This window comes from Rhizobium sp. BK196, from assembly GCF_014193255.1.
Taxonomy (GTDB): Bacteria; Pseudomonadota; Alphaproteobacteria; order Rhizobiales; family Rhizobiaceae; genus Rhizobium.
This window is the reverse complement of the sequence record NZ_JACHZB010000006.1, coordinates 103,544-121,441: the sequence shown is the minus strand read 5'-3', so window position 1 is coordinate 121,441 and position 17,898 is coordinate 103,544. Positions and strand designations below refer to the sequence as shown.

20 protein-coding genes are annotated in these 17,898 nt (G+C 60.0%); 16 read left to right on the top strand and 4 right to left on the bottom strand.

Annotation, left to right across the window (positions count from 1 at the left end; all coding sequences use genetic code 11):
- The first annotated feature begins 16 nt into the window (after positions 1-16).
- Positions 17-1,684, top strand: a complete 1,668-nt coding sequence (locus FHT78_RS20055) for a copper resistance protein CopC (RefSeq protein WP_183747926.1) — start codon at positions 17-19, stop codon at positions 1,682-1,684.
- Here the strand turns inward: FHT78_RS20055 and FHT78_RS20050 are convergent.
- On the bottom strand, positions 1,638-1,793 hold the full coding sequence (locus tag FHT78_RS20050; RefSeq protein WP_007823775.1) for a hypothetical protein: 156 nt from the start codon (positions 1,791-1,793) through the stop codon (positions 1,638-1,640). The genes FHT78_RS20055 and FHT78_RS20050 overlap by 47 nt on opposite strands.
- A gap of 161 nt (positions 1,794-1,954) precedes the next feature.
- On the opposite strand from FHT78_RS20050, the gene FHT78_RS20045 reads away from it, so the two are divergent.
- From FHT78_RS20045 to FHT78_RS20020, 6 genes are all read left to right on the top strand, one after another.
- Positions 1,955-2,497, top strand: a complete 543-nt coding sequence (locus tag FHT78_RS20045; RefSeq protein ID WP_183747923.1) for a cytochrome c oxidase subunit 3 — start codon at positions 1,955-1,957, stop codon at positions 2,495-2,497.
- Positions 2,494-2,775: a cytochrome C oxidase subunit IV family protein gene (locus FHT78_RS20040; RefSeq protein ID WP_183747919.1), complete on the top strand. Its 282-nt coding sequence runs from the start codon at positions 2,494-2,496 to the stop codon at positions 2,773-2,775. Before FHT78_RS20045 ends, FHT78_RS20040 begins: the two co-directional genes overlap by 4 nt.
- Before the next feature lie 219 nt (positions 2,776-2,994).
- Positions 2,995-3,447, top strand: a complete 453-nt coding sequence (locus tag FHT78_RS20035) for a cytochrome c (RefSeq protein ID WP_183747916.1) — start codon at positions 2,995-2,997, stop codon at positions 3,445-3,447.
- An 18-nt stretch (positions 3,448-3,465) separates the two neighbouring features.
- Positions 3,466-4,806: a cbb3-type cytochrome c oxidase subunit I gene (locus FHT78_RS20030; RefSeq protein WP_183747913.1), complete on the top strand. Its 1,341-nt coding sequence runs from the start codon at positions 3,466-3,468 to the stop codon at positions 4,804-4,806.
- Positions 4,807-4,833: 27 nt separating this feature from the next.
- Complete coding sequence (locus tag FHT78_RS20025; protein WP_183747910.1) at positions 4,834-5,646, top strand: CbbQ/NirQ/NorQ/GpvN family protein; 813 nt, start codon at positions 4,834-4,836, stop codon at positions 5,644-5,646.
- Between the two features lie 7 nt (positions 5,647-5,653).
- Entirely contained in the window at positions 5,654-7,540 is a 1,887-nt protein-coding gene (locus tag FHT78_RS20020; protein WP_183747906.1) for a VWA domain-containing protein, read from the top strand.
- Between the two features lie 144 nt (positions 7,541-7,684).
- Here the strand turns inward: FHT78_RS20020 and hemN are convergent, their stop codons facing one another.
- On the bottom strand, positions 7,685-9,037 hold the full coding sequence (gene hemN / locus FHT78_RS20015; RefSeq protein ID WP_183747904.1) for an oxygen-independent coproporphyrinogen III oxidase: 1,353 nt from the start codon (positions 9,035-9,037) through the stop codon (positions 7,685-7,687).
- A gap of 256 nt (positions 9,038-9,293) precedes the next feature.
- Between hemN and FHT78_RS20010 the strand changes: the two genes are divergently transcribed.
- The 6 genes from FHT78_RS20010 to FHT78_RS19985 all read left to right on the top strand — a co-directional run bounded on the left by FHT78_RS20010 (position 9,294) and on the right by FHT78_RS19985 (position 12,790).
- Positions 9,294-9,578, top strand: coding sequence for a DUF2249 domain-containing protein (locus FHT78_RS20010; RefSeq protein WP_183747901.1), 285 nt, complete (start codon positions 9,294-9,296; stop codon positions 9,576-9,578).
- Positions 9,579-9,593: 15 nt separating this feature from the next.
- Positions 9,594-10,967, top strand: coding sequence for a hypothetical protein (locus FHT78_RS20005; protein ID WP_183747898.1), 1,374 nt, complete (start codon positions 9,594-9,596; stop codon positions 10,965-10,967).
- On the top strand, positions 10,951-11,478 hold the full coding sequence (locus FHT78_RS20000) for a DUF2249 domain-containing protein (protein WP_183747896.1): 528 nt from the start codon (positions 10,951-10,953) through the stop codon (positions 11,476-11,478). The genes FHT78_RS20005 and FHT78_RS20000 overlap by 17 nt, the downstream gene beginning before the upstream one ends.
- Positions 11,465-11,770 carry a metal-sulfur cluster assembly factor gene (locus tag FHT78_RS19995; protein ID WP_183747893.1) on the top strand — a complete coding sequence of 102 codons (306 nt, stop codon included), beginning with the start codon at positions 11,465-11,467 and terminating at the stop codon, positions 11,768-11,770. The genes FHT78_RS20000 and FHT78_RS19995 overlap by 14 nt, the downstream gene beginning before the upstream one ends.
- A 102-nt stretch (positions 11,771-11,872) precedes the next feature.
- Positions 11,873-12,160 (top strand): DUF6522 family protein, encoded by a 288-nt coding sequence (locus FHT78_RS19990; protein WP_246715383.1) that lies wholly within the window; start codon positions 11,873-11,875, stop codon positions 12,158-12,160.
- Between the two features lie 192 nt (positions 12,161-12,352).
- Entirely contained in the window at positions 12,353-12,790 is a 438-nt protein-coding gene (locus tag FHT78_RS19985) for a CBS domain-containing protein (protein WP_183747890.1), read from the top strand.
- Between the two features lie 137 nt (positions 12,791-12,927).
- Here the strand turns inward: FHT78_RS19985 and FHT78_RS19980 are convergent, their stop codons facing one another.
- Entirely contained in the window at positions 12,928-14,145 is a 1,218-nt protein-coding gene (locus FHT78_RS19980; RefSeq protein WP_183747887.1) for an NnrS family protein, read from the bottom strand.
- 200 nt (positions 14,146-14,345) lie between these two features.
- Between FHT78_RS19980 and nirK the strand changes: the two genes are divergently transcribed.
- From nirK to FHT78_RS19965, 3 genes are all read left to right on the top strand, one after another.
- Positions 14,346-15,494, top strand: a complete 1,149-nt coding sequence (gene nirK / locus FHT78_RS19975) for a copper-containing nitrite reductase (protein ID WP_183747884.1) — start codon at positions 14,346-14,348, stop codon at positions 15,492-15,494.
- 82 nt (positions 15,495-15,576) lie between these two features.
- The gene (locus FHT78_RS19970) at positions 15,577-16,539 is read left to right on the top strand and encodes an SUMF1/EgtB/PvdO family nonheme iron enzyme (RefSeq protein ID WP_183747881.1); all 963 of its coding nucleotides are present in this window, start codon (positions 15,577-15,579) and stop codon (positions 16,537-16,539) included.
- A complete protein-coding gene (locus tag FHT78_RS19965; protein ID WP_183747878.1) occupies positions 16,529-17,224 on the top strand; it encodes a Crp/Fnr family transcriptional regulator in 696 nt (231 codons plus the stop codon). The genes FHT78_RS19970 and FHT78_RS19965 overlap by 11 nt, the downstream gene beginning before the upstream one ends.
- 210 nt (positions 17,225-17,434) lie before the next feature.
- On the opposite strand, the gene FHT78_RS19960 is transcribed toward FHT78_RS19965, so the two are convergent.
- Positions 17,435-17,722 (bottom strand): hypothetical protein, encoded by a 288-nt coding sequence (locus tag FHT78_RS19960; protein ID WP_183747875.1) that lies wholly within the window; start codon positions 17,720-17,722, stop codon positions 17,435-17,437.
- Positions 17,723-17,898 lie beyond the last annotated feature (176 nt).

The window sequence follows — 17,898 nt, the reverse complement described above, 5'->3', positions numbered from 1 at the left end:
CAGGGACGGGTCGCCTATGGCGCGGAATTTCCCCCTATGGGCGGCCTTCTGCCTGCTCGCGCGTGTCGCGGGGCTGTTCCTTCTTTTGGGGACTGGGGCAGACGCCCATGCTGTCCTGATCGCATCCTCGCCCGCAAATAACGATATTCTTGCCGTGCCGCCGGAAAAGGTCCTGCTGCGTTTCAACGAAGCGGTGAGAGCCGTTCGCTTCAGCATGGTCGCCGCCGATGGAGTGACCAGAGGGATTTCAGCAAACTCGACAGGTGCTGAAGTCAAAGCGGTCCTTCCCGATCCCCTCGCAGACGGCACAGTAATCTTCAGTTACCGAGTGGTGTCGGAGGACGGCCATCCGATCGGCGGATCCATTGTCTTTCACGTCGGCAAACCGTCGGCCCGTTCCAGCGATGTTTCCGATATATCGGCGAAGGCGCTGCATGTCGTCATCTGGCTCGTTACTATCGGTTCAACACTCGGTCTCGCCATTATCGTCGGCGGCGCATTTTTCAATTGCTGGTTCTCCCCGGCAGGCGCGCGCCGGCAATCCCCCACCTTTACGGCCATGGCGATCATGCTTGTGCTGGCGGGACTTTATCTGCAAGGACTGGACGACCTTGGCGTGGGCCTCGTTTGGAGCGGCCTGGAGCCGATCGCCGAGGTCTTTTCCGACCAAACTGGGGTTGCCCAGTGCCTCAAGCTTGTGGCGATCGTGCTTGCGGTTTTGCCGTTTGCCCGTCATCCGCGCTCTGCGCGTCTAGCTTCGGCCGCCGCACTCGTCATTGCCTCACTCGCTTTCACACTGACCGGCCATAGTTCGATTGCGCAACCGCGCTTCATCGCACAGGCGTCGATCTTCTTGCATGCTGCCGTCTTGCTCTTCTGGATCGGCAGCCTGCCGCCGCTGATGAGTCTCAGCCGGTCTACTGAAGACCCGCGTCCCCTGCGGTTCTTCTCTCGCCTGATACCGATCCCCTTCGTCCTTATGTTGCTGGCGGGACTTCTGCTTGCAGTGATGGAAATACCCCGCATCGAGATCGCATGGTCGTCACTGTTTGCGCGCGTGCTGGCCGTCAAGGTCGGTCTTGTTGCGGTTCTCTGCATGCTGGCGCTTTACAATCGCTTCTGGTTGACCGCTCCGGCGCTCGCGGGAGATCCTGTCGCCCGGCGCAGGCTGCGCTGGAGTATCGGCAGTGAGATCGGGCTCGCACTTTTGATCGTCGCTGCCGCCTCGCTATGGCGTTTCGCCGGTCCTGAACAGTATCAATACGCGCATGCCCAACCGCCGGTGTCGCTCCATCTGCATGGGCAGAAGGCAATGGCGGAACTCGAAATGACGCCGCAGCCTGACGGCACGGCCGATATTCGCGTTTCGATCCTGACATCGGAATTCGATCCGATGCAGCCAAGAAGCGTATCTCTGGGCCTGCGTAACACATTGCGTGGGATCGAGCCTCTCAAATACGGCCTGACAAATACTGCCGATGGCACATGGGTTGCAAGAAACCTGCCACTTTCGGATATTGCGGGCTGGAGCGTGGACGTTCAGGTGCTGATCGACGACTTCAACCTCGTCCATCTCGAAGGCGACCTCCCGGCAGGAACCGACGCTCGTGAAATACCGATGTCGGGCGGGTCATTGCTCACCGCTGGAGAAACAGGCTCGCGGCAATGGCGATCGCGGCGATGACCGCGGTCACGACACCTGTCCGTTGCAGCACGCCCATCCGGTAAAGCATGATCGCGAAGATCACGATGACAGGTGTTGCTATCGAAAGTCCAATTTGCGCGTCGCTCATAAGGTCTCCTTTGCGGGCGCAGGATAGCCAGCCGCGGCAGGCGCTTCTTTGAGATCGGTCAAAGAAAATTCCCGCTCGGCGAGCGGCCCGTCCGGAGGGGACACACGGCTGTTTGCGGTTTCACAAAGACGGGCGCTCAGCCTCGCCATAAGCTTGAGAACATGACCTCGATAATCTCAAGTCGCGAGACGCGCGATACCGATAGTGGCGATCTGCTGGTATGGATCCTTGCCTGGAGCGAACTTGTCGCCTTCGGAGCCCTGTTGACGGCCTTCGTCGTCGCCTCCGCGCTGCAACCGGAAACATTCGCAGCCGGCAAGGCGAAGCTTCATCATATCCTGCCGGTCGTCAACACGATCGTACTTCTGGCAAGCGGCTGGTTTGCCGCCAGAGCAGCTGAGCAGAGCGCAGTCTCTGGCCGGCGTTTGATGCTGCTTGTGGCGGCCCTGGGAGGGGTCGTCTTCGCCGGTCTCAAATGCCTGGAATATGTGTTCGAAGGTGCGTCACTTCTTTCCGGGGATCCCTTCTCGCAGCTCTATCTTCTCATCACCGGGTTTCATCTGACGCATGTGGCGTTTGGATCGATAATTCTCGTCCTCGTCGCAGTCTTTCCGACCCGCGAGAACATCCATCTGATCATCACGCTCTGGCATGTGATCGACATCGTCTGGCTCGTCATGTTTCCGGTGATCTATCTGTTATGAGGCATTCCGATCACCCGAATTGCTCGCGCGCCCTGCTGCTTCTGCTCGCCCTGACGGGATGCATGTTCGTCTTGACGCACGCTCTGCCGGACGGAATACCGTCGGCCTTGACCGCAGCGATGATCGCAACGATTGCCGTCATCAAGGTCCGGCTTGTCGTATTGGATTTTCTCGGGCTTCGCGGAGCCAACACGCCCTTGACCGCTGCCTTATGGTCCTGGGCGGGATTCGTGCTGCTGATTGCGATCGCGCGTACCGCCTTGCAATTGTCTGTCTGACGTTTCGTTCCTCTTTCTAAAAAACTGGGCGCACCTGCAAGCGGCTGCGGCTGCGGCTTTGCTGGCATGTCCGACTGCGCATTCTGCTGGTACATTCGTCGGCTTGCTTGCGAATGAGCAAAGAGCACCCGGTCGAATTCCGCCATTCCCTTCCAGCGAGCCCGCTGGCTCGATTTCCGACGTCACGGCGGCACCGCCACTGACATGAAAGGATGATCAATGGCTGAACGCCTGACAAAAACCGCGGCCCGAAACGTGTTCTACGGCGGGTCGGCATTTTTCTTCGCCATATTCGTAGGCCTGACGGCCCACAGTCACTATTACATCCGCACGGTCTCCACCGATGAGACCAGGCTGACGGAAAGCGTCGCCCGCGGGAAACACATCTGGGAAAAGAACGCCTGCATCAACTGCCACACGCTCGATGGCGAAGGCGCCTATTTCGCACCTGAACTTTCGAATGTCTGGATCCGCTGGGGTGGCGACAAGGATCCGGCGAATGCCCGCGAAGCGCTCCACGCGTGGATGGCGGCGCAACCCTCCGGCATCGAGGGTCGACGGCAGATGCCGCAATTCAACCTGACGGACCAGGAGGTCGATGACCTCGCCGATTTCCTCGAATGGGTCAGCAAGACCAACACTCAGAACTGGCCCCCGAACCAGGCCGGCTGACAGCGAGAGGCTATGAAAATGAAGTACAAGACCCAGAGCGTCGCAATGCTCTATTTTTACGGAGCTCTCGGCCTGTTCATGGCCCAGCTCCTGTTCGGCGTGCTCGCCGGCACCATCTACGTGCTGCCCAATACGCTATCTGTCGAACTGCCCTTCAACATCGTGCGCATGATCCATACCAATGCGCTGATTGTCTGGCTGCTCATGGGCTTCATGGGAACGACCTATTTCCTGCTGCCGGAAGAATGCGAAACCGAACTCTACAGCACCAGGATCGCAATCGCGCAGTTCTGGATCTTCCTGATAGCCGCAGCAGTCGCCGTCGTCGGCTATCTCTTCCATATTCACGAAGGCCGAGAATTCCTGGAACAGCCCTTCGCGATCAAGGTCGGAATCGTGATCGTCGCGCTGATGTTCCTCTTCAACGTCACCATGACCGCGCTCAAGGGACGCAAGACGACAATCACCAACATCCTCCTCTTCGGTCTGTGGGGTGTCGCGATCTTCTTCCTCTTCGCCTTCTACAATCCCGTCAATCTCGCACTCGACAAGATGTACTGGTGGTATGTCGTCCATCTGTGGGTCGAGGGCGTCTGGGAACTGATCATGGCGTCGGTGCTCGCTTTCCTGATGATCAAGCTGAACGGCATCGACCGGGAAGTGGTCGAAAAGTGGCTCTACGTCATCATCGGTCTGGCGCTTTTTTCCGGCATCCTCGGCACCGGCCACCATTATTACTGGATCGGCGCCCCCGGTTACTGGCAGTGGATCGGGTCGCTTTTCTCGACGCTCGAGGTAGCACCCTTCTTCACCATGGTCGTCTTCACCTTCGTCATGACTTGGCGGGCCGGCCGTAAGCACGAGAATAAGGCTGCTCTTCTCTGGTCGATCGGTTGCTCGGTCATGGCCTTCTTTGGCGCAGGAGTCTGGGGCTTCCTGCATACGCTCTCGTCGGTCAACTATTATACCCATGGCACGCAGGTCACCGCAGCCCACGGACATCTTGCGTTTTTCGGCGCCTACGTGATGCTCAATCTTGCAGCGATGGCCTATGCCGTCCCGCAGATCCGCGGCCGCACCCCCTATAATCAATGGCTGTCGATCGCCAGTTTCTGGATCATGTGCACTGCCATGTCGGTCATGACCTTCGCACTTACTTTTGCAGGCATCATTCAGGTGCACCTGCAGCGGGTTCTCGGCCAGTCATACATGGACGTCCAGGATCAGCTCGCCCTCTTCTACTGGGTGCGACTTGGCTCCGGCATCTTCGTGTTCATCAGCGCCCTGATGTTCATCTGGTCGCTGCTCGTCCCCGGACGAACGCGCGTCGCAAGCCCAGTCGTTCAGCCCGCCGAATAAGGCGGGCCATTTTCCTGGAGAACAAAGATGACGATAGCCTTCAATCATCCGCTTAATCCGGACGTCGAGATCCCGCACTACGCGCCTCAGGGAAACGAGTGCGCACTCTTCGAACACGCCTGGACGCGGCAGCTCCCGATACTCCTGAAAGGGCCGACCGGCTGCGGCAAGACACGCTTCGTGCAGCACATGGCCGCTCGCCTCGGCCTGCCTTTATCGACAGTCTCCTGCCACGACGACCTGACGGCTGCCGATCTTACCGGCCGATATCTTCTCAAGGGCGGCGAAACGGTCTGGAGGGATGGCCCGTTGACCAAGGCCGTTCGGGACGGCGGTATCTGCTACCTCGATGAAATCGTCGAGGCGCGCAAGGACGTGACGGTGGTTCTCCACCCGTTGACGGACGACCGCCGCATCCTGCCGCTCGAGCGGACCGGCGAAGTCCTGGAAGCCGGTCCCGGTTTCATGGTCGTCGTCTCCTATAATCCCGGCTACCAGAACCTGATGAAAGCGCTGAAGCCCAGTACGCGTCAGCGCTTCGTCTCGATCGAATTCGATTTCCTGCCGCGCGAGCGGGAAATCGCCACGGTGTCGCTCGAAAGCGGTCTTGCGGAGGGCAAGGTCGCGCCAATCGTCGAACTAGCCCGGCGGCTGCGGGCTCTCAAGGGCCAGGATCTGGAGGAAGGTGTTTCGACCCGCCTGCTGATCTACTGCGCCACTCTCATAGACGCCGGCCTGCCGACGATCGACGCTGTGCGGGCGGCCATCATAGAGCCGCTGACAGACGAACCGGACGTCAAGGCCGCCCTGGTTGAGGTCGCCAGGGCTACGATCGGATAGGTGGAACATGCTGGAATTTCTGGAACTCGAGGAGACGGTGGGGCGTGCCTGGCATCGGCTGGTCGGCGACACCAGTTCATGGCCGCATCATCCTGCTCAAGCCGTTCACCTCGCCGATCTCAGACTGCAGCTTGCCGTCTGCTTCAGGGCTTTTGGCGGGGACGCGACGTTGCAGATCCAGAGGGCAAGACAGAAAACCTCACTGCACAGACTGCGGCTAAGGCAAGTCATCGGCCTCGGCGAAGAAAGATCGGATCATCCGAGTTGGGACGGCACGGCGATCCATCTGCCGGCGACCATCGATCTTTTCGACGACCGTGCGCTCAATCGGGATCTCTACTTCTGGCTGGCCGCCTATGTGGCGACCGCACCGTGCGCTTTGTCCCCTGCCGATCCGGCTCTCGCCGACCTCTGGCGGATCGAGAGGGGTCGGGAAAATTCCGCTCTGGTCATCCAGAGATTCCCAGGCATGACGGCACGCTATGTGCGGCTGACCCAGGCGCTGCTTGGCTGCCGCAGACGCGGAACGCTTCCTCAGGCCGAACGGTGGATCGAGGAATTCGCCCAGCTGGCACTCACCGTTCCCTTGCACCATTCCCTTCCCGACGCCATCCTCCCGAAGATACGTGCCGCCCCTGCCGGTTATCTGCCGATGCTGCCTTTGCCGATCTGGCCGGATTTCAGGGGCTGCAGTGAGACGCACTCGTCAGAGCGCGATGACCTTCCGTCGGATCAAGCGGGTGACGACCAACGGGCGCGGCCATCGCATGAGGCGACACGCAAACGCGACGCCGACGACCGCAAGCGCGATCCTTTCATATTGAACCGCTTCGAGAAAATCCTCGCCATGGCTGAGATGGTCAATGTCGATCGCCCAAGCGATGACAGCGAGGAGGATGATCCGGCGGCGGCCGATGAGCTCGAGGAGATCTCGCTCAGCGAAACGCGCGAACGGCCGAAGTCCAAATTTCATTTCGATTTGGACCTCTCGCCTGAGGCCGTCGACCCCGCAACGATAGCCGGCGAATTCACCTATCCGGAATGGGATTTCCGGAAGAGCCGATATCTTGCCGACCACTGCCGCGTGGTGGTCGGCTCGCCCTCAGACAAGGTGGATCAGTCAATCGTCAGCGACGCCGCTCTTGTGCGCAAGGTCAGGCGCCAGTTCGAGACGCTGCGCCCGAAGCGGGAGCTGCGAAGGGCACAACTGGACGGGGACCAGATCGATCTCGAAGCGACCATCCGCTCCCGCATCGACTTCATCGCCACCGGCCAGCCGGATGACCGCATCTACGGATGTGCCCGCCCCGCCAGTCACGAACTTGCGACCTCGATCCTCGTCGATGTCTCCTTGTCGACGGACTCCTGGGTCGACAATCGCAGGGTTCTTGACGTCGAAATGCAGGCGCTCGACGTCCTTGCCCGTGGCCTACAATCGTGCGGCGACCGCTTCGCCATTCAAACCTTTACGTCACGGCGCCGTGACTGGGTCCGCGTCGACACGATCAAGGATTTTGACGAGACTTTTTCTGCCAGGACTGCCAGCCGCATCGCAAATCTCAAGCCCGGATATTACACGCGCATGGGAGCGGCCATCCGGCACATATCGAGGCAATTAGAGAGCGACGGCGCAAGAAAGAAGCTGCTGCTTATCCTGACAGATGGCAAGCCCAACGACGTCGATCACTACGAGGGTCGCTTCGCCCTCGAAGACAGCCGCAAAGCCGTCATGGAGGCTCGCACGAAAGGACAGGCCGTCTTTGCCGTGACCGTCGACCGCAGCGCCGGCGACTATCTTCCGGCCATCTTCGGCAGATCCGGGTTTGCCCTCGTGTCGAACATCTCGAAATTGCCGAGCGCACTGCCGGCGATCTACCGGAGCTTGACGGCATAGCAAAGCGAAAAGCCGAGCCTTTTCACGCGCAGAAACCAGGCGGAATCGCTTCCAGCCTGGTTTTTCTGATTTTGGGGAGGATGGCCGGCGGGCATATCGCCGTTGTCACCGGCCGCCTATCGAAACATGGCCGTCAGGAAGAGATCATGCCGCCTTGCTGTGCGTCCGGCCGAAGGAACCGAAGTAGGCGTCGAAGGCTGCTGCGACGGCGCGGACCATGAAGCGATGCTCCTTCGAGACGGTGACGCGGCCATTCTCGATCGTCACCACACCATCCGACGCGAGGCTGTCCAGCCGGTCGTTCCGCTCGAGGAGAAAGCCGGCATCATAGCCGGCCTCCGCGCCAAGCTTTGCCAGATCGACCTTGAAGTCGCACATCAGCCGTTCGATCACTCTCGCCCGAAATTTGTCTTCATCGGTCAGCTCATATCCCTTGGCAGTCGCGAGGATTCCCGAACTGATCCGCTCTGCGTAACGACCAAGAGCGACATGGTTTTGGACGTAGCCATCAGGCAGCCGGCCAATCGCCGACGCGCCGAGCCCGATCAAGGTTTCACATTCATCGGTCGTGTAGCCCTGGAAGTTCCGCCGCAGGGTTCCCGAAACCGAGGCGATCGCGAGCTGATCGTCGGGCAATGCAAAATGATCAAGACCGACACGAACATAACCGGCGCTCTCAAGTTCCTGTGCAATCGCCTCGGCCTGCTCGTTGCGCTGCGCGGCATCGGGCAGCGCTGCTTCATCGATCAGCCGCTGATGCTTCTTGAAGGCCGGCACATGGGCATATCCGAAGACTGCGAAACGTTCGGGCCGCAACTCGACAGCCGTTCTTACCGTTTCGATGCAGGATTGGATGGTCTGATAGGGGAGCCCGTAGATGAGGTCGAAATTGATGCTCGTCACACCGTAACCCCTGAGCCCCGTCACAGCCGCCTGCGTCTGCTCCAAGCTCTGTATCCGGTTGATTGCTTTCTGAACGACCGGGTCGAAACTCTGGACACCGAGGCTTGCGCGGTCGACGCCGTTCTCGCCGAGAGCGGCAATCATTGCACCCGACAGCGTCCGCGGATCGATCTCGACTGCAACGCTGCTGTCGCCGGTAAACTGGAACGCGCTCTTGAGCTTGTCCATCAGGCTCGAAAATTCGTCCGGCTTCATGATCGTCGGCGTGCCGCCGCCGAAATGAACGTTTTTGACCGGAACCTCGTTTCGGGCTGCCTGTGATACGAGTTCGATCTCCTGGCTCAGGACATCGAGATATTCCAGCACGGGTGCATCCTGGCGCGTGATCGTCGTGTGGCAGCCGCAATACCAGCACATGGAGCGACAGAAGGGAACGTGCAGGTACACGGAGACGGGTCCGGAAGCTGCGACGTCGGAAAGACCATGCGCATATTGCTGCGGCCCGACGACCGGCGAAAACGCAGGCGCGGTCGGATAGCTGGTGTAACGCGGCAGGCGGGCCTCGCCATATTTGGCGACCAGGACATCGGACATTTCGGCTTCCTTCATGAGACTATCATGATGTTCATAAGCCGACGAAGGGGCAAGCTTCCTTGTCCTGGATCAACAACGACCCGCGTAAAGTTGACAATAGCAAGTTCGGCCGCCGCCCGAGTCCGGCGGCAACAATCGTGCGGCTGTTTGCTCGCTGTCAAAGTCGCCCGACCCGCACCCGGCTATCTTCCGCCTCGACACGGGATGCGCCGCGGTCCGGTCATCAGTCATTCCGCGGCAGAAGGAAACAGCCATAATGACAGACGCGCCAGCCACGCAGACGACGATTGCGCACATCGATGTGCGGATCCTGCCGCCCATCGAGCGTCATCCCCGGATCTTCGGCACGTTGAATTCGCTGACACCGGGCCAGAGCGTCCACATTACCAGCGACCACGAGCCCCGCCCTCCGCAGTACCAGCTCGACACCGCCCTGCCCGGAAAATTCTCCTTCGAATATCTGGAACAGGGACCGGACGTGTGGCGCGTGGAGATTACCCGCCTCGATTCGGGTTGCGACTGCTGCTGCGGCAGCCACTAGCGCAGGAGACGCGCCATGATGCCAGTGGGCGCGACTCTGTCGCGGTGGACGATGTCGTATTTCGGCGCGGCACTGTCTTACCTGCTGCTGGCGGAGTGCCTGCTGGCAGCAGGCGTCTGGACGCCCTCCCTAGACGTCGCCGAACCTGGAGCGCTTGCCATCGTGCATGCCGTGACGCTCGGATGGCTTTTGCTTCTGATGATCGGATCATTGTTCCAGTTCGCGCCGGTCCTGACAGGCAATGACAGACCAGCCGGCCGCTTCGATCTGATTGCATTCGCCGGCATGGTCGCCGGTCCGGCACTTCTCATGCTCGGCTTTCACCTGATCAGCCTCGGTTCCGTTGCGGCCGGTCCCGTCATGTTTGCCGCGTCCGCGACGATTTCACTCTCGATCGCCGCTGTTTCGCTATCCTTGTCCGCCCTGCTCTGGCGGGGAAGACGCGTGCATGCCGCCTCCCTCATCGTTCTCGTCGGTATCGGATGCCTGCTCGTCACGACGGCCTTCGGCGCCCTGTTTGCGTTGACGATCTCCGGCCAGTTGGAAGCACCCGAAATCGTCGCCTATGGCATGGATGCGGTCGCTTTTCATGCGAGTTTCGGCCTCGGCGGTTGGATGACCTTTGCGGCGATCGGCGTCAGCTACAAGTTGCTTCCGATGTTCCTACTGTCCAACGATATGCGCAAGGCGCAGCTCATTCGCCGATCGAGCACGCTGGCGGTCCTTCTCCTGTCGGTGGCAGCGATCGCCGCGGTCGTCGAACCCGATTTTGCGCGCGCCGTTTTCCTGTCGGCCGCGGTGCTGTTTGGGCTGATCGTAGCCGCCTATCTCTTCGAAATTTACGGAACATATCGCGCCAGGCGCCGCCCCACGCTCGAGCTGAATACGCTGGGATCGCTGCCGGCCTTCGCGATGCTCGGCCTCTCCGTTTCCCTTCTTGCGTTGTCCCTTTTCCTCGGTGCCGAGACACGTATCATATCGGCAATAGTCTATCTTTTCGTGTTCGGGTGGCTCACAGGCTTCGGTCTCGCCCAGTTGCTGAAGATCGTTCCATTCCTCACTTGGATCGAGGCCTTCGGCCCGCTTCTTGGCCGCAGGCCGACGCCAAAGCTTGGCGAACTGATCAACGGACGCCGGGCCGGGGTCTGGCTTGGCCTCTTCTACGTCTCGGTAGTCGGCGCTGCGGCCGCGCTCTGCGCTGGATGGGACTTGGGTTTTCGTGTGTTCGCGGTGGTTCAAACCGCATCGACGCTCGCTCTTATCATCGAGCTGGTGCTCGCTCGCGCGCTCGCGAATGTAGAACCAGAGATTAAGACCGCACCATTTCACAAACCGGCGCTGTTCGTCGCCGCAAACCAAAGAGGTAACGCCAATGGTTCAGTTCCGTGAACTCGACGTCCGACAGATCCTGCGCGATGGCGGCATGCCATTCCAGCTCATCATGGATGCATTCGCCGGCCTCGATCCCGATGAGGGTCTGAAGCTACGCGCAATATTCGAGCCCGTCCCTTTGATCCGCCAACTTGAAAAACGCGGCTATTCACATGTCGCAACGCGTCTGGCTGAAGATGATTGGGAAATCGATTTCATCCCGAACAAGCCCATTCAGCGATCGGAACCCGCCGTCGCCGCGACGGAAGCGGTCTGGCCCGAGCCGGTCTGGAACCTCGATCTGACCGACCTTGCCCCGCCCGAGCCGATGGAGCGCATTTTGTCCCGGCTGGAGATGATGGAGGACGGCGAGGTTCTGTTTGCCCTTCTCAACCGAGAACCCGTCTTCCTCTTCAACGAATTGAAGGCACGGGGCCACGAATGGATCGGCAATTTCGATTCGTCCGGCAAGACCTACCGGATCATGATCAGGACGACCACGGGAGAACAGAACAATGCTGGTGCCTGAGGTGACGGAACAGGACGTTCGCAATGCGCTGCGCGAGATAGAAGACCCCGAGATGGGAACGAGTATCATCGATCTCGGTCTGGTTTACGAAATCGATATGACCGAGCCCGCAGTCGCGAAGATCAAGATGACGACGACGACCCGTTTCTGTCCGGCCTCCGGCTATATTGCGGATGCAGTGCGTCAGCGGGTTGAGGATATTGACGGCGTAAGCCGAGCCGTCGTCGACCTCGTCTACGAACCCGCCTGGTCGCCGGATATGGTCTCGCTCTTCGGTCTGCCGAGGACATGATCGCTTTAGGGTCACATCTTTCGGATGGCGGAACTGCCGCCCGACGAGCAGAATCATATCGAATTGGGACGGTTAGTCTGCCTCCCTTCTGGTTGGAAGCCCATGAGCGAAGACACGGTGGATAGGACGGGGCTGTTCGGATTGCAGACAGACGGCAGCCCCATCGTCGATGCTGCCGTCCTTGCCAACCGTTTCAACCTTGCGCCAGACCTTCTCATGGATCATCTGCGCCGCGGTCTCGTCCGCTCGAGAGTGGAGGTCGGCACTGGTGCCGACGCCGGCAAGCGGCGTCTTTCCGTCCGCATCGGCAATCGGATCTGGGTTGCGATCGTCAGCGAAGACGGCTGCGTGCTCAGCGAAGAAATGCGGTTTTTGCGCATGACGTCGTGAGGCGAGCGCGGCTGAGCGATGCACGCCCGAAACATATGGCCCGCTTTGACGCTCCACAGTGGCCGCAAAGCGAGCTTTGCACGATGTCTGCTGGCCTCGCGTCCGGAACGTTTCCGACTGGTGCACGTTATTTTTTGTTAAGCCCAAGCTATTCGGCGTGGGCAACCTGAGGGAGGTTATCATGAGGTTATCATGAAAATCAGCGATTGCATGACGACGGACGTCCAGATCACCGATCCGGAGCATACATTGCAGGATGTCGCCTTGATGATGGGACGTCTCGACACAGGCGTTCTCCCGGTGGGTGAGAATGACCGGCTGGTCGGCATGATCACCGATCGCGACATCGCGATCCGCGGCGTGGCAGAGGGAAGAGGCCCGAAGACAAAGGTACGAGACGTGATGAGTACCGATGTCAAATACTGCTTCGAGGATGAAGACGTGGAAGACGTTCTTCATAATATGGGTGATCTTCGAGTCCGACGGTTGCCGATACTGAACCGAAAAAAGCGGCTCGTCGGCATCATCTCGCTTGGCGATCTCGCCATGAAAGGCAGTGCCAAGGAAACAGGCAAGGCGCTGGGCGGCATCTCCCAACGCGGCGGCGCGCATTCGCAGACCGCCCATTGACGGTTTGCGCAACTCCAACGCAAAACTGCCGGCTTGCTCGCGGCCATTTCTCATTTGAGCCTTCGCGCCATAGCCCTGCGCGAGGGCCTGGATGCATGCAGCGCCCCAGCTGCCAAGCTGGGGCGCTTAAAGCAGGATCACCCTCCCCTCATCGTCAGAGGCTTGCGTCCCGACCACAAAAGGGGGCCGTGTTCCACCACGAACAAACCGAAGGCCGCCGTCCAGCCGATCCCTGCCAGAGCAAGGATCTCCGTGCTCAGCGTAGGGATGAGTTCGGCAAGCGGCCGGACGAGCGCGACGCAGCCAAGCAACACATAGGATATATTGGTCATCCGGCTTGATTTTAGCCTCCGCCCGGTATGGCCGCGTGTTGCCCGCGTCATCACTGCGAGCATCATCATCGAAATCGTGCCGATCGCGAAGATATGGAGCACGGCCACTTCGGGCAGCAATCCGGATGCCTGAAGTGAAATGGCAGCAAATCCAATCGGCACGAATAAGAAAGTGGCGTGCAGGACAAACAGAATGGATTCAGGCCAGGTGGTCCAGCCGCGCCAGCGAATAAGCCTGATCGTGTTTAGGACCGCTGCCACCGCCGCCGTCCCGCATGTTGCGGTGGCATCAGGCGCGCATGCCCATAGAACGAGCACGACCGCCCCGATGATGATGGTTGCCGCATCGAAACTGTTATAGGGCACGGGGAAGTCCGTGCGGCCGGACTGATTGATCCAGTTACGGGTGAAGCTCGGCAGGATCCGGCCTCCGACGATCGTCACGAGCAGCACGTAGGCGCCGATCCCAAGACGTATCGCAAGTTCGGGCCCTATGCCCTCGATGACGGCGATGTGAAAGAGGACATTTGCAAGCGAGAGGACAAAAAGCCCGGCGATGACCTTCAAGTCCTTCCACTTTTTTCCAGCCACGACCTCGCGCGCGCAGACGAGGAGCATCACCGGCAGGAACAGGCTGTCGATAGCGGTTGCAAGGACGATCCCGATCGAACCGCTGAGCAGCATGGCGATACGACCGGCGCACCAGATCGCAAACAACATGGCAAGCGGCCTGTCGGCGATCGGCAGGCGGCCGGTCCAGTTCGGGATCGCCGTCAGCAGGAACCCGGCCAGAACCGCTGGCGCGAAACCGAACAGCATCTCATGCGCATGCCAGTATAATGTACCGTAATCCGGTGCGACAGGGACCCCGAAGCTGAGATGGGCAACCCATATGTCGATGCTTGCGATGGCAAAGAGCGCCGATGCCAGAAAGAAGGGCCGGAAGCCGTAGGAGAAGAGCACCGGTCCGGTTCGCGACATGCCGCGCGGAAGATCTCGCGCGGCATCCGAAGTGTTTTTCATTTCCATGTCTCCAAATTGACCACACAGAAATGCCAAAGATTGTCGGGGTGGTCGTTGAGATTACGCAAATAGCGGCGGCAGAACTTTGCGCTGACACAAGCAGTCAGTTTGCTCCAAATCAAAGAGTCCAGTGGGGTTTCTACTATTTTGCTTCTCGACCGGGCGGCATGCGCTCGCTCTTCGACTACAGGAGATTAGAGATGACGAATACTCTGCAAATGACCCGTCGCACGATGCTTACGGGCGCTGCTGTCGCAGGAGCGCTGACGCCTATCCTCATCGTTAATAGTTCCGCTCATGCCGAGGAGCTGATGGCAGCGAACGCACCCAGAAAAGCGCCGACCGCCGACCTCGCCAAACTTCAGCGCGAGAAGGTCGAGCTGGTCAAGCCACCCTTCGTCCACTCGCATAGCCAGAAGGCCGAGGGTGGCTCGAAGATCAAGGAATTCACGCTGACCATCCAGGAAAAGAAGATGGTGCTCGACAAAGATGGGACCGAGGTGAACGCGATGACGTTCGACGGGTCGGTGCCCGGCCCGCTGATGGTCGTCCACCAGGACGATTATGTGGAGTTGACGCTGGTCAATCCTGAAACGAACACCATGCAGCACAATATCGACTTTCACGCCGCGACCGGCGGTCTTGGCGGCGGTGCGCTGACGGTCGTCAATCCCGGCGAAAGCACCGTCCTGCGCTTCAAGGCGACGAAGGCCGGCGTCTTTGTCTACCACTGCGCACCTCCCGGCATGGTGCCCTGGCATGTCACATCGGGGATGAATGGCGCAATCATGGTTCTTCCGCGTGAAGGTCTCACCGACGGCCATGGGAAACCTCTCGTCTACGACAAGATCTACTATGTCGGCGAGCAGGACTTCTACATTCCACGTGACGAGAACGGCAAATTCAAGAAGTATGACAGCCCCGGCGAGGCCTACGAGGATACGCTCGCCGTCATGAGGACGTTGACACCGACCCACGTCGTTTTCAACGGCGCCGTCGGCGCGCTGACGGGCGAAAATGCGATGACGGCCAAGGTCGGCGAGACCGTTCTCATCGTGCATTCGCAGGCCAACCGCGATACGCGACCGCATCTTATCGGCGGCCACGGCGAATATGTCTGGGCCACCGGTAAATTTGCCAACGTGCCCGACATAGACCAGGAGACCTGGTTCATCCCGGGCGGCACGGCAGGTGCGGCACTCTATACGTTCGCACAGCCGGGGATCTACGCCTATGTCAACCACAACCTCATCGAGGCGTTCGAACTCGGTGCGGCTGCCCACTTCAAGGTCACGGGGGACTGGAACGACGATCTGATGACTTCGGTGAAGTCGCCGTCGGCCAGCTGACCTTGAAGGGGACTGTGCAGGCCGTGAGGGCGGCCTGCACAGTACGATTTCTTTAAAAGGGGGCGCATGTTGCGAAAAGGACATGACACCGCACGCCGAGACCACAAGAGTTTCCGGCATTTCGATCGCGCTTCCGCTTGCGCTTCTTGCGGTCCTTTCCGCAGCGCTTGCGGTTGAGACCGGGTTCGTGAATATCGAGCGGCGCGAGGCCGCATTAACCGCTCCCGAGATCGTCACTATTGCACCCCATGAATTCCAATATCGCGACGCGACCGAGTATTTTCGCCGCGGCCTGGCTGTCGATGCGCCGAAGCGCAAGACCAATGTCCGCACATCTCTGGCGATCATGAAATATCAGACCAGCCTTTCCGAGTATGACGTTTGCGTGGCCGATGGCGCCTGCTCCGAGCCGGAAGGGCGAAGCGCCACCTCCGGCGACGACACGCCGGTGACCGGCGTCAGCTACGAGGACGCACTGCGCTACGCGAACTGGCTATCGCAGAAGACGGGCAAGACCTGGCGACTTCCGACCGATTTCGAACTGGCCTACGCTGCCGCCGATCGTTTTCCCGACGACGCGCTCGGTGTCGATGCCGACAGCAAGAACCCCGCGCTGCGCTGGCTTGCCGATTATGAACGCGAGGCGCGCCGCGCCGCCTCGAGTGACCCCGCGCCGCAGCCGAGGGGATCGTTCGGCGTGAGCCGGACCGGGCTTGCCGATTTCGGCGGGAACATCTGGGAATGGACCTCGACCTGCAACAAGCGTATCGACCTCGAGAAGGAAGCCGTCATCGACGACCCCGACCCCGCAGACTGCGGCATCATGATCGCCGCCGGCAGGCACCGCGCTCCGATGAGCACTTTTGTGCGAAATCCCAAAGGCGGCGGATGCGCGGTCGGCAGCCCGCCCGACAATCTCGGTTTTCGGCTCGTCCGGCAGCCGGGCTTCGTCGAGAGCATCGAAGACTTCACGCACCGTGTCGTCGCCGATATGATCGGCGGCGTCCTTTTCAAAGGAGTTCAGCGGGACGACGATGAAGGTTGACCGTACAGTTTTGAAGTCGCTGGCGCTTTTCGAGCGCATGACGGATGCCGACCTCGACGCCATGCTCGAGCATGCCACACCGCGCCGCATCGCCCAGGGTGATGCGGTCTTCGAGCAGGGAGCGTCTGCGAAATCGTTCTTCCTTCTGCTCCACGGCAGGCTCAAGGTCACGCAGGTCACGCATGACGGCCAGCAGATCATTGTCAGAATGGTCCATCCAGGCGATCTGTTCGGCTTCGCCATGGCGCTGCGCCGGCAGGACTATCCGGGAACGGCCACCGCCGCAGCGGAAAGTCTCATCCTCGCGTGGCCGACCGACATGTGGTCGCGGTTCGTCGAGCAAAATCCTCGCCTGGCCGTGACTGCGATGCAGACGATCGGCCAGCGGCTCGAGGAAGCGCATACGCGCATACGCGAAATGTCTACTGAAGAAGTGGAAAAGCGGGTCGCCCATGCGGTGCTGCGTCTGTCCAAACAGGCCGGCAAGGCCGTGGGAACCGCTATCAAAATCGATTTCCCGATATCTCGACAGGATATTGCTGAGATGACGGGGACGACACTGCATACAGTATCGCGAATCCTGAGCGCATGGGAAGGCAAGGGCATCGTCGTGGGCGGCAGGCAGAAGCTGACGGTTACTGATCCACAGCGTCTTTTGAAGCTTGCGGAAGGCAAAAGCGACTAGCGGCCGAATTCTGAAGAGTGAGATATGAGGATAACGCGTCGCGGCCGGCCTGCGGAGTGCTAAATGCGGCCATGAGGCCGGCGGTCGCCCCTATTTCAAGCCCGGGATGGCCGCAGCCGGCGGTATTTCCGCAGCGGAAACGTCGAGCCTTGCGCCCGACTGGACGTACCTCCAAGCCGAGTTCGGCAATGTCACGGTTCAGCTTTTGTCCTAATGAAACGTGTCATGCGCTTCCTTCCACGCGGCGATATCGTCCTTCGATACGTGTATCGGGGAAAATGTCGACTGCGGCTGCAGAAGCATCTTCGATGCGGCGATTTCGCATATCGTGCCGACATGCTCCTGCAGCCGGGTTTCGTCTGCGCGCGGTGGATTGCTGATCTGGAGCAAGGCGTCGCGATCGATGATGACAACGCGCTGCGCACCTTCATGCTCCATCAGCACGACGCCTGTTTCTCCGGAGGATTTCAGGAATGCGGTGATGAACCTCGGCAACATCCGGGCTCCCTCCTCTTTCGTCCATGATGGATCAGAGCATACCGGATAGCGTTTCGGCGTCTTTGACAGACATCAAAGAGAAAGAATGTCCCGCGCGAATACCGGGGAAAATGAACGGTCACGCAGGCGCGGCGGTCATGAGGGGTATCTATGTCCGCGAGTCGGCGTTCTCAACA

Coding starts and splice junctions, on each gene's coding strand:
- FHT78_RS20020 (WP_183747906.1), top strand. CDS start 5,654: ATGCTGGAATTTCTGGAACTCGAGGAGACGGTGGGGCGTGCCTGGCAT.
- FHT78_RS20000 (WP_183747896.1), top strand. CDS start 10,951: ATGGTTCAGTTCCGTGAACTCGACGTCCGACAGATCCTGCGCGATGGC.
- FHT78_RS20055 (WP_183747926.1), top strand. CDS start 17: ATGGCGCGGAATTTCCCCCTATGGGCGGCCTTCTGCCTGCTCGCGCGT.
- FHT78_RS19970 (WP_183747881.1), top strand. CDS start 15,577: ATGACACCGCACGCCGAGACCACAAGAGTTTCCGGCATTTCGATCGCG.
- FHT78_RS20035 (WP_183747916.1), top strand. CDS start 2,995: ATGGCTGAACGCCTGACAAAAACCGCGGCCCGAAACGTGTTCTACGGC.
- FHT78_RS19985 (WP_183747890.1), top strand. CDS start 12,353: ATGAAAATCAGCGATTGCATGACGACGGACGTCCAGATCACCGATCCG.
- FHT78_RS20050 (WP_007823775.1), bottom strand. CDS start 1,793: ATGAGCGACGCGCAAATTGGACTTTCGATAGCAACACCTGTCATCGTG.
- FHT78_RS20040 (WP_183747919.1), top strand. CDS start 2,494: ATGAGGCATTCCGATCACCCGAATTGCTCGCGCGCCCTGCTGCTTCTG.
- FHT78_RS20045 (WP_183747923.1), top strand. CDS start 1,955: ATGACCTCGATAATCTCAAGTCGCGAGACGCGCGATACCGATAGTGGC.
- FHT78_RS19960 (WP_183747875.1), bottom strand. CDS start 17,722: ATGTTGCCGAGGTTCATCACCGCATTCCTGAAATCCTCCGGAGAAACA.
- FHT78_RS19980 (WP_183747887.1), bottom strand. CDS start 14,145: ATGAAAAACACTTCGGATGCCGCGCGAGATCTTCCGCGCGGCATGTCG.
- hemN (WP_183747904.1), bottom strand. CDS start 9,037: ATGTCCGATGTCCTGGTCGCCAAATATGGCGAGGCCCGCCTGCCGCGT.
- FHT78_RS19990 (WP_246715383.1), top strand. CDS start 11,873: ATGAGCGAAGACACGGTGGATAGGACGGGGCTGTTCGGATTGCAGACA.
- FHT78_RS20030 (WP_183747913.1), top strand. CDS start 3,466: ATGAAGTACAAGACCCAGAGCGTCGCAATGCTCTATTTTTACGGAGCT.
- FHT78_RS20005 (WP_183747898.1), top strand. CDS start 9,594: ATGATGCCAGTGGGCGCGACTCTGTCGCGGTGGACGATGTCGTATTTC.
- FHT78_RS19995 (WP_183747893.1), top strand. CDS start 11,465: ATGCTGGTGCCTGAGGTGACGGAACAGGACGTTCGCAATGCGCTGCGC.
- nirK (WP_183747884.1), top strand. CDS start 14,346: ATGACGAATACTCTGCAAATGACCCGTCGCACGATGCTTACGGGCGCT.
- FHT78_RS19965 (WP_183747878.1), top strand. CDS start 16,529: ATGAAGGTTGACCGTACAGTTTTGAAGTCGCTGGCGCTTTTCGAGCGC.
- FHT78_RS20025 (WP_183747910.1), top strand. CDS start 4,834: ATGACGATAGCCTTCAATCATCCGCTTAATCCGGACGTCGAGATCCCG.
- FHT78_RS20010 (WP_183747901.1), top strand. CDS start 9,294: ATGACAGACGCGCCAGCCACGCAGACGACGATTGCGCACATCGATGTG.